12 protein-coding genes are annotated in these 14,024 nt (G+C 39.5%); 8 read left to right on the top strand and 4 right to left on the bottom strand.

Annotation, left to right across the window (positions count from 1 at the left end; all coding sequences use genetic code 11):
- Positions 1-286: 286 nt before the first annotated feature.
- The 3 genes from F6K46_RS04475 (at position 287) to F6K46_RS04465 (ending at position 3,981) form a co-directional block, all read left to right on the top strand.
- A complete protein-coding gene (locus tag F6K46_RS04475) occupies positions 287-595 on the top strand; it encodes a Nif11-like leader peptide family RiPP precursor (protein WP_293057315.1) in 309 nt (102 codons plus the stop codon).
- Between the two features lie 72 nt (positions 596-667).
- Complete coding sequence (locus F6K46_RS04470; RefSeq protein WP_293057262.1) at positions 668-1,561, top strand: GNAT family N-acetyltransferase; 894 nt, start codon at positions 668-670, stop codon at positions 1,559-1,561.
- A 212-nt stretch (positions 1,562-1,773) separates the two neighbouring features.
- Entirely contained in the window at positions 1,774-3,981 is a 2,208-nt protein-coding gene (locus tag F6K46_RS04465) for an NHLP family bacteriocin export ABC transporter peptidase/permease/ATPase subunit (protein ID WP_293057259.1), read from the top strand.
- Positions 3,982-4,229: 248 nt separating this feature from the next.
- Here F6K46_RS04465 and F6K46_RS04460 read toward each other — a convergent pair whose 3' ends face one another.
- The gene (locus F6K46_RS04460; protein ID WP_293057256.1) at positions 4,230-4,394 is read right to left on the bottom strand and encodes a hypothetical protein; all 165 of its coding nucleotides are present in this window, start codon (positions 4,392-4,394) and stop codon (positions 4,230-4,232) included.
- 23 nt (positions 4,395-4,417) lie between these two features.
- Between F6K46_RS04460 and F6K46_RS04455 the strand changes: the two genes are divergently transcribed.
- Positions 4,418-7,312 carry an NHLP bacteriocin export ABC transporter permease/ATPase subunit gene (locus F6K46_RS04455; RefSeq protein WP_293057253.1) on the top strand — a complete coding sequence of 965 codons (2,895 nt, stop codon included), beginning with the start codon at positions 4,418-4,420 and terminating at the stop codon, positions 7,310-7,312.
- Between the two features lie 120 nt (positions 7,313-7,432).
- The gene (locus tag F6K46_RS04450; protein WP_293057250.1) at positions 7,433-9,139 is read left to right on the top strand and encodes an NHLP bacteriocin system secretion protein; all 1,707 of its coding nucleotides are present in this window, start codon (positions 7,433-7,435) and stop codon (positions 9,137-9,139) included.
- 370 nt (positions 9,140-9,509) lie between these two features.
- Here F6K46_RS04450 and F6K46_RS04445 read toward each other — a convergent pair whose 3' ends face one another.
- The 3 genes from F6K46_RS04445 to F6K46_RS04435 form a co-directional block, all read right to left on the bottom strand.
- Positions 9,510-10,214, bottom strand: a complete 705-nt coding sequence (locus F6K46_RS04445; RefSeq protein WP_075904932.1) for a WD40 repeat domain-containing protein — start codon at positions 10,212-10,214, stop codon at positions 9,510-9,512.
- A 75-nt stretch (positions 10,215-10,289) separates the two neighbouring features.
- Positions 10,290-10,595 (bottom strand): hypothetical protein, encoded by a 306-nt coding sequence (locus F6K46_RS04440; protein WP_075904929.1) that lies wholly within the window; start codon positions 10,593-10,595, stop codon positions 10,290-10,292.
- Positions 10,596-10,756: 161 nt separating this feature from the next.
- Entirely contained in the window at positions 10,757-11,260 is a 504-nt protein-coding gene (locus F6K46_RS04435; protein WP_293057246.1) for an RNase A-like domain-containing protein, read from the bottom strand.
- Positions 11,261-11,449: 189 nt separating this feature from the next.
- Between F6K46_RS04435 and F6K46_RS04430 the strand changes: the two genes are divergently transcribed.
- The 3 genes from F6K46_RS04430 to F6K46_RS04420 all read left to right on the top strand — a co-directional run bounded on the left by F6K46_RS04430 (position 11,450) and on the right by F6K46_RS04420 (position 13,710).
- Positions 11,450-12,247: a pentapeptide repeat-containing protein gene (locus tag F6K46_RS04430; protein WP_293057243.1), complete on the top strand. Its 798-nt coding sequence runs from the start codon at positions 11,450-11,452 to the stop codon at positions 12,245-12,247.
- A gap of 281 nt (positions 12,248-12,528) precedes the next feature.
- On the top strand, positions 12,529-13,260 hold the full coding sequence (locus F6K46_RS04425) for a hypothetical protein (RefSeq protein WP_293057240.1): 732 nt from the start codon (positions 12,529-12,531) through the stop codon (positions 13,258-13,260).
- A 93-nt stretch (positions 13,261-13,353) separates the two neighbouring features.
- On the top strand, positions 13,354-13,710 hold the full coding sequence (locus tag F6K46_RS04420; protein ID WP_293057237.1) for a hypothetical protein: 357 nt from the start codon (positions 13,354-13,356) through the stop codon (positions 13,708-13,710).
- Positions 13,711-14,024 lie beyond the last annotated feature (314 nt).

The following is a 14,024-nucleotide window of genomic DNA, read 5'->3' as shown; positions in this document are numbered from 1 at the left end:
AACTCTTAGTAAATCAAGATTCATGAGATTTAATACCTGTACAATTTATGTAGTCAACTTCTAGTCATTCTTGAAAATGACAGCAGAAAAAGTTCAATCAACAACTGAATAAAGTTATTTAATGAGTAAAAAAATGTCCATAAAATCAGTATTGGCTTTAATCAAAGCTGCGGAAGCAGATCAGTCTTTAAAAGCGCAGTTGGAATCAGCATAAGGCCCTGAGCAGGTACTAGAAATTGCAGCTAGCAAAGGCTATAGTTTCACTGAAGAAGAGCTTTTGGCTGTGATGCAAGAGCAGCAGTTAGAATTTGCTGCCTCCACTGTTGAGCTGTCTGAAAATGCCAAAGCTTTACTTGAAGAAGTAGAAGCTAATCAAACGTTACGACAGCAATTTGAATCAGCCGGGAGCGTAGCTGATATGGTTAAAATTGCTATCGACCAGGGCTATCAAGTTACAGCGGAAGAAGTAGAAGCTGGCTTAAATTATTTTGAACAAGAAGGTGAGTTATCTGATGCTGAATTAGAAGCTGTAGCTGGTTCAGGTAAAAATAATGCTAAGTATAAGGGTAAGAGTTGTAGCAAAAGAAAGAAATGATGACGAGAGGTTTAAAAGTAACTTACTATTTTGATATTCCAAAAGCAAAAGTGATTATGCGATATTTTTTTGATGTATGAATTAACTCGTATTGATAAATTCGGACAAGCTTTTTTATATCAATCGCTGACTTTTCCTCTATTTCGTTCTAAACTGCGAACTATAGAGTCGGAAGAATCTATTGTGGCAATAGGTGCTTCTGACTTGAATAAACCTGTTGGTTTGGTTTTAGCAGAAATCTCAAAAGATTGTGATTCAGCAGAGGTGCTTTCCCTTTTTGTAAAGCAAAACTATCGTGGTCAAGGAATTGGTACAGCACTATTAACTCGTATAGAAAAAGTATTATCCTTGAGGGAATGTCAAGAGGTTGAATTAATTTATACAACTGGCAGATCAGGAATTTTAGAATTAGAATCCCTTTTGCGTAAGTGTAATTGGACTCCTCCAGAATCTCGAAGGCTGATCTGTCATACAACAACAGATAGAATTACTAAGGCACCTTGGATGAAGTTAAAGATGCCTTCTTCCTATCAAATATTTCCCTGGATAGAAATAACTCAAGCTGAACGTAGGACAATTGAAGAGCAACAACAACAACACCCTTGGATTGATCCTGATTTAGTTCCTTGGAAATACGAGAAAGAATTAGAACCTCTAAACAGTTTAGGCTTACGATATCGAGGACAGGTTGTAGGATGGGTTATTACCCATAGGATTGCACCTGATACTATCCGTTATAGCTCAATGTTTGTTAGAAAGGATCTACAAAAAAGGGCTAGAGGAATGACTTTAGTTGTGAATGCTATTAAACTTCAAGCACAAGTAAATATTCCTAACGGCGTTTTCTCTGTCCAAATAACAAATACTGCTATGAGTAATTTTGTAAAGAAACACATGAGTCCTTACTTAACTTCTTTTGAAGAAAGTCGAGGAAGTTTTAAAGCTTTAATAAAACCTTGGATTTGAGGACTGCTATTTAGGGTATCAGATATTAATTGATTAATAAAAGGTATGATGTATGAATTAACTCGTATTGATAAATTTGGACAATCTTTTTTATATCAACCACTGACCTTTACTCAATAAATATATCTTACCTTACTTAACCTCTAGGGGAGAAATCAGATTATTTGAAAAATCATTCTGTTAATCGTTAATTATTAAAGTAAAACTTAAATATGTTAACCCTAACCCAAAGTATCAATACTACAATAAGCAAGCGTGTCCGCACCCCTACCCTCATACAAATGGAAGAAGTAGAGTGCGGTGCGGCATCATTAGGCATTATTTTGGGTTATTATCACCGCTTTGTTCCCCTTCCTGAATTAAGAAAAGTATGTGGTGTATCACGGGATGGCAGTAAAGCCTCTAGTGTACTTAAAGCAGCGAGAACCTATGGTTTGACTGCTAAAGGGTTTAAAAAGTCATTGGAAAACTTAAAAACTTTAAATCCGCCCTTTATCATATTTTGGGAGTTTTGCCATTTTTTGGTTGTAGAAGGGTTTGGCAAAAATTGTGTTTACCTTAATGATCCAGAAACGGGTCCCCGTAAACTATCGTTAGAAGAATTTAGCCAAGGTTACACTGGAATAGTTCTAGTGATGGAACCTGGCCCAGAGTTTAAAAAAACCGGAAAAAAAACAAGTATCTTTTCTTCTCTAAAGAATCGTTTACAAACCTCTCACAACTCAATTATATTTTCTATATTAGTAGGATTAATTCTAACCTTTCCTCGGTTGATAGTCCCTATGTTTAGCCAAGTCTTTGTGGATAAAATTTTAATAGAAGATTATCAAGACTGGCTGAGACCGATGTTATTGGCAATGGTGATTACTGCAATTGTTCAGGGACTTCTTGCCCGTCTGCAATTAAAAGTGTTACGCCGACTTTTAGTCAAACTATCGGTTAGTATGTCAGGACAATTTGTTTGGCATATTTTACGCTTACCTGTAGGATTTTATGCTCAACGGTTTTCGGGTGAAATTAGCGATCGCGCTCAACTCAATGACCGCGTAGCAGACGTAATTTCTGGCCGTCTAGCAACCACTATTATTGATGTGATCATGATGGGGCTTTATGCCCTATTAATGTTTACTTATGATATACTATTAACCACGATAACGATTCTATTTGCGAGCTTTAACTTTATAGCCCTTCAATACTTATCTCGTAATCGGACAGATGCCAATATTAGCTTAGCCCAGGAATATGGAAAAGTTGCTGGTACAGCGATTGGTGGCATTCAATCAATTGAAACCATTAAAGCATCTGGACTGGAATCAGATCTGTTTACTCGATTTGCAGGTTATTATACTAAAGCCTTAAACGCTCAACAAAAATTAGGGCTACAAACACAAATTCTCAATGCACTTCCCAATCTCTTAACCGCCTTAGCTACAGCCTCTATCTTGCTAATCGGAGGCTTACGGGTTATCAAGGGAGAACTAACCATTGGAATGCTAATTGCCTATCAACTTTTAACCAGTAGCTTTCTCAAACCCATTAATGAACTGATTAATTTTGGGAGTACCTTACAAGAATTAGAAGCTGATATTAATCGCCTTGATGATGTACTACAAAATCCTATTGATGAAGAAGCCATCCGTCAGCCCAATCAGTTTGCTCGTGCCATCAATAATGATGCTCTAACTTCCGATTCATTTAAATTACAGGGTAATGTAGAATTTCGTAACATCACTTTTGGGTATAATCGCTTAGAATCTCCCCTGGTTGAAGAGTTTAATTTAATTATCAAACCAGGGCAAAGAATTGCTTTAGTCGGTAGTAGTGGTTCAGGAAAATCAACCATTGCTAAATTAGCCTGTGGATTATATGTCCCTTGGGAGGGGGAAATCCTTTTTGATGGTATTCCTCGCAGTCAAATTCCTCGTGCTGTTCTTGCTAATTCCTTAGCAATGGTTGAACAGGATATTTTTCTTTTTGCGGGTACAATTCGAGAGAATTTAACCCTTTGGGATACCACCATTCCTGAATCAGATTTAGTTAAATCTGCCACTGATGCTGCAATTCACGAATCAATCCTGTTTCAGCCAAAAGGATATGATGCTCCACTGAGTGAAGGGGGAGCAAATCTCAGTGGTGGACAACGACAACGCCTTGAAATTGCTCGCGCTTTAGTGAGAAATCCTACCATTCTCGTCTTAGATGAGGCAACTAGTGCTTTAGATGCAGAAACAGAATTAATCATTGATCGTAATTTACGACGGCGTGGGTGTTCCTGCATTGTCGTTGCTCATCGCCTGAGTACCATTCGAGATTGTGATGAAATTATTGTCCTGGATAGGGGAAAGGTTGTTCAACGGGGAACCCATGAACAATTACGCCAAGAAACAGGAACCTATCAACACCTCATCAGTAGTCATTGAGTGGTAATCCAATCTGAAATAAAAAAAAAATGACATATCAACGTCTTCTCTCTTCCAATACACCCTATCAATCCTCTATAAAACACATTTAAAAAATTTATAGCGTTTTTCATAACTATAAGGTACACAGGATTTTAGGCGTTGCTGAATTAAGGAATGAATGCGCGATCATCTGGTTTTATTAAAGCCCCCTAAATCCCCCAATTCTGGGGGACTTTGAGAGTTTTGTTCCCCCCAGAATTGGGGGGCTAGGGGGGCGAAACCATACTCATAATCAGCAACGCCGGATTTTTTCCCTTTTCCCTGTTCCCTGTTCCCTCTTGTCTGTTCCCTGTTCCCTGTTCCCTGTTCCCTCTTGTCTGTTCCCTGTTCCCTGTTCCCTGTTCCCTAAAACCCAATAATTTGTACCTCACCCAATTGCAAACCGCTGTATATTATGTATAGTCAACAATCCTGCAAAATCCAAGGTAATCAACCACTAATACTTAATAACCCTGAGATTGTTTGGATGGTGGTTTCTGGACAAGTCTCTGTATTTGCCACAGAAATGAAGAATAATGAACCAGAAGGAAATCGTCATTATCTATTTACTGTAGAAAAAGGACAAGGTTTATTTGGTCATTGTTCAGATTCTTCTGGTCAAGCCCTTTTAGCCGTCGCAATAGAAGGCGCAGAATTAGAATCTGTAGCCATACAAGATTTGGTAAAACAAATCTCTCAAAAAAATCCTCAAGGGATTGCAATCCTAGAAAGCTGGATCCGGCATTTAGGAAAAAGTATTAACCAGATGCCTTTAAATAATGTAATCAAAATTATCAATCCTGATTTTTCTTCATACTTTTCCCTAGAAGATAAACAAATTATTCAATCGTTTAGTGAACAAATCATTTGGGTAGATATTAGAGAAGGAGAAGTTGACTATTTAGGAAAGCCAGAGTTAACCTTAGAGATCAATTCTCCTCTATTTCCTCTGGCTAATAGGATGTGGTTAAAATCCGAAAATGCCACTCAACTCAAAATAACTACTACTGATACTATAGAACAAGCAGAACAAATTCCCCATAGCTTAGAACTATTACATAACTATTTTTATTACTATTTAAACCAAAAAAATATTGAAGATAAAGAATCCGACTTTAGACGGTTTCAAGCCAGACAACAACTAAATAGCCAAGTTACTCAATCAGCATTAGGAAAATTAACCTCAATTATCAAACCGGGTTATGATGTTTTTTTTGGATCAGGAACACCTCTATTAATTGCAGCGGGTGCCGTAGGCCGTGCTATGCAAATTGTCATTAAACCGCCATCTACATCAGAAGATATGAGTAAGCTGGCTAATCCCTTAGAAGCTATCGCTTATGCCTCTCAATGCCGTATTCGTTCTGTAAGATTAGTGGGGGATTGGTGGCTCTCAGAACATGGCCCCTTACTTGGCTATAATCAAGATAACTGTCCTGTTGCTTTATTACCAAATCCCCAAAAAAACAGTATCTATCTATTATTTGATCCTATCAAAAAAACTCGTACCCCTGTTAATCAGGACGTCGCTCAACATATTAGCTCCCAAGCTTATATGTTTTACCGTCCTTTGCCCCTTATTGTTCAAGGGGTCGGGGCACTATTTAGATTTAGTATAGCAGGCTATGAAAAAGAATTAGGATTAATTGCCCTGATAGGTATAATAGCAACTCTTTTAGGAATGGTTGTGCCCCAAGCCACGGGAATGTTAATGGATCAAGCAATTCCTGGAAGTAATTTACTCTTATTAAAGCACATTGGGTTAGTCTTATTTGCTACTGCGTTTGCTCAAGCCGCTTTTCAACTTTCCCAAGGAATTATGACCTTGCGTTTAGAAACAGTCGCTGATGGAAATTTACAATTAGCGGTTTGGGACAGACTGCTTAAGTTAAGTCCGTCATTTTTTCAGCAATATACGTCTGGAGATCTAGTGAATCGTCTCCTAGCAATACGGGAAATTCATCATCTGTTAAGTGGGGCAACTCAGCGCACATTACTCAGTGGCGTTTTTGCTCTTTTGAATCTAGGATTAATGTTTATTTATAGTATTAAACTTGCTCTAGTTGCTTTAGGACTATCTGTAATTGCGGTCATTGTCACAGTTGTTTCTGGTGTTGTTTTAGTTCAGAAAGAGCGAAAACAAGAGGCTCTTGATGGAGAAATTGATGGTTTAACAGTACAACTGATTAATGGAGTGGCTAAACTTCGGGTCGCTGCTGCTGAAGAACGTGCTTTTTGGGCTTGGGCGGAAAAATACAGTCAAAAAACTAAGTTAACTGCAGGAATTCAACGAATTAATGATAGTCTATCTACCTTTAATGAAGCCTTACCGTTAATAAGTTCAGTAATCCTGTTCTGTTTCACCTTATTATTTATCCAAATCAACCAAGAAAAGAATCTCCCTAACACTCTGACTGCAGGGACTTTTTTAGCCTTTCAGGTTGCCTTTGGAACTTATATTGGGGGAGTCACAAGCTTGAGCAATACCTTAACAGATATTTTAGGAATTGTACCCATGTGGGAAAGGGCGAAATCTATTTTCCTGGAAAAACCAGAATCTGATATTAATCAGCAAGATCCGGGTCGTATAAGTGGACATATCGTTTTAGATCATCTGAGCTTTCGCTATCGAGAAGATGGTCCTTTAATTATCGATAATATTTGTATTCATGCTAATCCCGGTGAGTTTATTGCACTTGTTGGCCCTAGTGGAAGTGGAAAATCAACCCTTTTTCGTTTGTTATTAGGATTTGCTAGTCCCATCACAGGAACGATTTATTATGATGGTCAAGACCTAGCGGGGTTGGATGTTACTGCTTTGCGTCGCCAATTAGGTGTTGTTCTACAAAATGGTCACGTTCAACAAGGGTCGATTTTTCACAATATTACTAGTGGTGCGTTAGTATCCCATGATGTAGCCTGGGAAGCAGCACGAATGGCTGGATTAGCCGTAGATATTGAGAAAATGCCCATGGGAATGCACACCGTTATTAGTGAAGGAGGAAGTAACTTATCGGGAGGACAAAGACAGCGTTTATTAATCGCTCGTGCTTTGGTCAATAAACCAAAAATCATTCTGATGGATGAAGCAACCAGTGCCCTTGATAACCGCACTCAAGAGATAGTGACTGACAGCTTGGAGCAACTCCATGCAACACGTATTGTTATTGCTCACCGTCTTAGTACAATTCGTAATGCAGACCGAATTTATGTACTGGAAGCTGGACGAATTGTCCAGACAGGAACATTTGCACAGCTCAGTCAAGAAGAGGGGTTGTTTGCACGACTGGTTGCTCGACAACTAGACTAAAATTCTCTATTACTCTTCTTTCTTTAAAAAGTCTGGCAGCCATAACAAAATTAGTACGATCAAACAGATAATGGTTAAGCCAATAGCATAGCGAATATTCTGTTTAAGCATTGATGAGACTTGGAGAAGAAAGTAGTAATCAAGCATTTTTATAATTGTCAGTTAATTTCTCTATTATACAAGATAGCACACCAACACTATATTACTGTTATGAAACCCAAAAAAAAATCTAATCTATTCCGAGAAGAATCTGTGGAACACTTAACTTCCCCAGAAAAATTAGACCAAGCTATGGAAGTTGTCTCCCGTCAAGACTGGCTTCCTTTATCTACTTTGGCAGGAATAGTGTTCTTGACCATTATTTGGAGTATTGTCGGTAAACTTCCCTTAACTATTAAAAGTAAAGGGGTGCTAATTCATCCACACAAAGTAGTTGAAGTTCAGTCTCCTGTTAGTGGTCAGTTAGAACAGATCAATATCAAGGAAGGCGACTGCGTTGACCGAGGTTTCGTGTTAGCAACAATTGAACCGTCTGATATTCAGCAGAAACTTCAGCAACAGAAAGAAAGATTAACACAACTACAATCACAAAGTCAATTAGCGAATACTCTTCAGGTACAGCGAACTAATTTAGAAGTGTTGTCCCTTCAGCAAAAACAAGAGGCATTAGAACAGTCTCTACAAAATAGTGAAAGCTTAAATTTGGTTCTCAATAATCAAGCAATAGAGGCTATAAACCAGCAAAAACAAAGCATTCAGCAAAAAATAACGGATCTTCAAACTATTACTCCAACACTTAGAGAAAAAGGACTTAACTCCATCAAAGAACAAAGAGTTAGTATCTTTAAACAACTGAAAGATTTTAAGGAACTCAGTTCTAGCTTAAAAGATAGGGTAGAAAAACGTCGTGAACTAGTTCAAGCAGGAGCAATCTCTTTAGATCAAATATTAGAAGCAGAACAATCTTATAAACAAAATCTGCAAAATATATCTAAACTAGAGGCTGAACTCAAACAGCTAGATGTTAAAGAAGCTGAAGTCGAACAACAATATTTAGATAACTTAAGTACCATTAGCAAGCATCAAGCTGAATTAAGAGAATTGACAGTTAAGGGAACTGAAACTAGAGAGAAATACTTGAAAAATATGAATCAAGTTGCTCAACAAAAAACAGATCTAAAAACCTTAGCTACAGAAAGAAAAAAACTTGAACAGCAAAACTTAGAAGATTCTAGCAAAAGAGAAAATCAAATTCAACAGGTTAAGTACGATCTAGCCCAACTTTCTAAACAGTATAATGATAATCAAGCTATCAAAAGTCCTTATTCGGGTTGTTTTCTGAACATAACTGCTAGTAAAGGTTCTGTTATTGACAAAGGGTTTTCTTTAGGAGTGATTCAAAGACAGAGTTCATCAGACAGTCTCTCAACCGTTGCTTACTTTCCTGTTGGGCAGGGTAAAAAGATCAAACCTGGTATGAAAATCTATGTTACACCTGATACAGTTCGCCGAGAAAAATTTGGTAGTATTATTGGTACTGTCTCGGAAGTATCTCCTTTTCCTATTACTCAACAAGGAGCAACTAAACTGATAGGAAACTCTACAATAGCTGAAAATTTGGCATCTAAAGTCAGACCTGTTATTGAAATCCATGGGAAGTTACAGGCTGACTCCTCGACTCCTAGTGGTTATGCTTGGTCTTCTTCTCAAGGACCGTCGTTGACAGTGACTTCAGGAACCACTGTAACAGTACAAGTCACCATTGAAGAGCAAACCCCCATTACCTTAGTTTTACCAATCTTGCGACAATTGTCTGGGATTTATTAAATATATAAAGGGAACAGGGAACAGGGAACAGGGAACAGGGAGCAGGGAACAGGGAGCAGGGAACAGGGAACAGGGAACAAACATTCTCTCAATTGATTTAGGATTGCTATATAACAGCATCAGCTGTGAAGTACCCCAACCTGCAACGCTCTCGAATGCGTTCGCGTAGCGTGGCCGTAGGCCACAGCCGACGCGGGGCGCGTTCGGGTTTCCCGCGCGCGTCCCCGATGCCCTGATTGACTGACAAAACTCCTAAACCCCTTGATTTTACCTAAAACCATTGCCAGGGTTGGGTTTCACTATCTTCAAGCCAATCTACGAAGCCAAAAAAGTCAATCAATCAGGGTATCTGACATCATTAGGATTTTATCTAGAATACCTGACCATCTGGGGAAAAGAGGGCAGAATTAACCCTGCACTGACCGTTGCGATCGCAATCGTGCCCTCGTAAGGTATTGAGCAAATTGCCTTCCTTATCCCACAACTTAGCCGTTTTATCCTGTGAGGTAGTCACTATTGTGTTGCCATCTGGGGAAAATACAGCAGAATTAACCCTAGCAGAATGTCCGGCTAAGGTAGTGATTAGCTCCCCCTTGAGATTCCACAATCTTGCGGTGGTATCCTCTGAAGCCGTGAGAATTCTACTACCATCCGGCGAGAATACTGCACTAGTCACAGCACTCCTATGTCCCATATTGGCAGAGTAAAAAAAGGAGCGGTTATGAATTGCTGAATGGTAGACTCTACTCAGTACTTCTGAAGCCTGAGGCCCTTTCTTGTTAATCTTATAAGCAGCCTCGGCAAGGCGTAAAGCCATAGTAGGGTTTTTCTGGTTTTCTGGTAAAGACTCCTTTGCTTCTGAGAGAAGATAGTTTATTGTAGCAACTTTAGAGTTAATCTTAGCCCACGTGTTAGTCAACTTATTTTGCCTCTTTTGTTCAATTTCATAGATAAGAGTGCCAACACCCGCTACAAATGCTAGAATAACTCCGACAATCAATAATTTTTGTTTTCTAACTCTTTTCTTGTATTCTGCTAGTCGTGCTTTTGCTTCCTTTGTACGTTCCTCCTGCAACCCTAGGATTTCTGCTTCAGGCTAGAAGCCTGTGCCACGCTACTTGAGGTGCTATCAGCTATCAGATAAAGTACTTTACTCTCCTCGGGATACTTGATCAAGACCACTTTCCAACAGGTCGAGCATTTCTGTTAGCCATTTTCTAGCACTTTCTTCAGTTTCAAAATGGCGATTGGCATAGTCACCCACATCTTTCCAGGGAAAGGAGGGAGAAGCCAAAGCAACCCGTCCTTCTGTAATGATGGTACGATGCCACTTGGCAAGTTCTGGATTGTTGCAGCCAAGAACTACCTCTTCATCACTTTTACCTTCAAAATCAGCTTCAGCAAACTCCCCAGCAAGAAAACTGTAGAGATTTTCGTAGTTAGGTTTTTGGCTCATGGGTAGATTTTTGGTGTATAGTTAATTGCTAATGTTGAGTAATGACTAAATATTAGATAATTAGAGACTGAAGATTAAATAAATACAAGATATTATAGTTTAAGCAAGGGTCAGTCTAAACTATAAAATCTACACTATAAAATCTACAATCCCCTGAGCAGTTATCTAGCGGGATATGACGTAAGAAGTAAGCAATCTCCTTTTGCTGTTTTTTCCATAACCACACGCAACTTCCTACTATTAGAAATATTGCTCAGAGAAGCAGGACGGCTAGCCACACGACCAACTACTTCCCTAGCCCTATAGTTAACAGCTCGCTTCTCACCTATAGCAGCATCAAGAACCCAACTATTTAATCTATTCCGGTTGGCTCTCAAAGCAGCTTTAATATTAGTGGCAGCAGTTCCCAAATCGGGATAGGTGCTAGCTGCGCTGATTCTGGGAGCATTAATTAATCGGTCTACTAGTTCTTGATCACTTTTACCAACATGGCGATCAATGGTGTGACCACCGAGGTACTCCTGTCGTTGTAACCAGTTCGAGGGAAAATTACTCGGAACGCATTGCGCAGAAGCTGATTGACTCACGCAGAAACCCTGTACAAGAGTCAAAACAGCCAATAGTCCAGCACTCTTGGCTAGGGATTGTTTCCAATGGGTAAGCATCTTAAATAATGTCTGTTTTTACCTACTATTCCCAGCAGCTTTTTGATTGTAACATCCTTAGCGACTGCATCAAGACAATGAAAGGAGGGTCAATGGGCGACTGACTGTATCAGGGATGAGCTCATTGCCCTCAAAGCTGTATAGAGTAAAATTTTGGTGATCATATACTAATTTTGGTCAAGTAAACCTATGTCTAATCAAGAAATTCGGCCAGAAGCGCAACCGTTAATCGATCGCTCTATAGAGGAGAAAACTAAGGACTTTTTGGAGATAGGGAGAATTGCTGGTCTTAATACAACATCCGATTGTGCAGGTGGTGATCTCAGCGGTTCTAATTTGAGTAGTGTTAACCTCAGTCGTGTCAATTTGAGTGGTGCTAACCTTAGTCTTGCTAAACTCAACGGTGCTAATTTATTTGGTGCTAATTTATTGGGAGCTAACTTGTTTGGGACTGACCTGAATGAAGCTAATCTTAGTGATGCTAATCTTAGTGATGCTAATCTCAGCGAGGCTATCCTCAGTCGTGCTATTCTCAGCATTACTAATCTCAGGGGTACTCTGGTCAGCAATGCTAACTTTAGCTATGCTATCGTGAGTAATGCCAACCTCAGCCATGCTATCTTGAGTAATGCTAATCTGAGTTATGCTAATCTGTTTGGTGCTAACCTCAGCGAAGCGAATCTATTTGGTGCTACCTTAAGTTGTGCTACTTTGAATTATGCCATTTTTAATCATGCTAATTTGAGTTACAGCAACTTAAGTTATGCCTCGATGGATTATACAGTACTGAGTGCTGCTAACCTCAGATGTGCTCTCCTGGGGGAGACTAACTTGAGTAAGGTGAATCTGAGTGATGCTAAATTAGAGAAAGCCCGGTTGGTAAATAATTTAGGAATTTCTGAAGAGATGAAGCTTGACTTGAAACAAAGGGGAGCAATTTTTGAAGATTCCCATGATAATAATGGTTTGACAATTCTGAATCGTTAAAGACAAGGCAATAGGGAATAAGGCAATAGGCAATAGGCAATAGGCAATAGGCAATAGGCAATAGGCAATAGGCAATAGGCATGCTAGCAAGAGTTAATCAAGTATATAGGTATTTTGGGTAACTCTTCCCGATTCCCGATTCCCGATTCCCGATTCCCAATTCCCGATTCCCGATTCCCGATTCCCAATTCCCGATTCCCAATTCCCGATTCCCGATTCCCGATTCCCGATTCCCGATTCCCTTTTTTGATCAATCCTATGTTTACATTTCAAATAATATTATGTCTGAATTTACTCCAGAAGAATGGGGAAAAATCCGAGAAACTTTGGCTGACGATCCCACTAAGTATGGATTGCCTAAACGGGAATATGGCTCGGTGGTGTTGGGGTCATTTAATATCAGAAAACTGGGGAGGGTAACTAACCGCAGTCCTCAAACCTGGGATTTTTTGGCTCATGTGTGTAAGCACTTTGATTTGCTGGCTATCCAAGAAATCATGGATGACCTGAGTGGTTTCCAGGAGTTGAAGGGGCGGATGGGGTCAGAGTTTGGTACGATTGTGTCTGATCGAACTGGGGTGTTTCCTAATGAACTAGGATTAGGGGAAAGACTGGGATTTATATATAATTGGTCGATGGTTCAGCGGGGTGAAGTGGTCTCAGATATTTCTTTTGACCGTACTAAGGTGTTAGAAACCTTGGCTCGTAACTATGATCAGATCAATCAGGCTATCTTACCCTATGTGGACTATCTAAAAGAACTGGATCAGTGGAACTCAAATCAGTTAGGAAAACGCCCTCAGAAGCCGAATGTTAAGATGCCAGTGTTTCTAACCTTTGCTCGCCAACCGTTCTGTGTCAGCTTTAGAATTGTTGGTCATCCTGGTACTAACCCCTATGAGTTTATGGCGGTTAATGCTCATCTGTATTTTGGTAACTATATCTCAGATCGCCGTCAGGAATTTGATGCACTGATGGCATGGATATTAGGACGGTTTATCGAACATGATTGAGCGTATTATCCCAATTTTCTCTTATTAGGAGATCTGAATTTAGATTTTGATAATCCTACTACAGACCGTGACCGGATTGAAAAGCATATCAAGATGTTTAATGCTAAGGTGAGAGGGGAAGCAAATGTTAATTTTCCGTTCTTAGATCCCCATCCAAAGACAAACCAAGTCTTGCGCACTAATGCTAGATTTACGGAAACCTTTGACCAAATTGGTTTGTTTAATTGGGATCAACGTCTTCCTACTTATAAGGAAAATTCCTCTATGGGGGAAAACCCACGAGGACCGGATTATGGTGTTTTGAATTTTGTTGAATTGTTTAGTGATGCGTTGTACAACCGAGGGGTTAGTGAGTTATCACTATCCGAGAAGAAGGCATTTTTTCGACGGTTTGAACATGAGGTAAGTGACCATTTACCGTTGTGGTTACGACTGCCGTTGCCGGATTGAAGTTGCTGATAATTTCGCTAGTTTGCTTAATCAATGCTTTTAAACAGCAGATTTTATCTTCGGCAAACTGCCCTTTGGTGAGTTCAGGGGTAATATTAATGGCAAAATCAACAATATGACTAGGGATTTCTGGGGGTAAATTACCTAAGGATAGCGCTATCAAAAGAAAAGCGATTCGGCTTCGCCGACGCTACGCGAACGCACAAACCCATAACAATAGCGCTAGTAAATTAGATGCGACGCTACGCGATCGCATGATTGGGGCAATGGAAAAAATTGTGATGACGAAGATGACTAGAAATTTGCCATTATCC

It is taken from the genome of Moorena sp. SIO3E8, assembly GCF_010692445.1.
Classification (GTDB): Bacteria; Cyanobacteriota; Cyanobacteriia; order Cyanobacteriales; family Coleofasciculaceae; genus Moorena; species Moorena bouillonii.
Note: the sequence above shows the minus strand (reverse complement) of the source record. Positions and strands in the feature narration are given on the sequence as shown.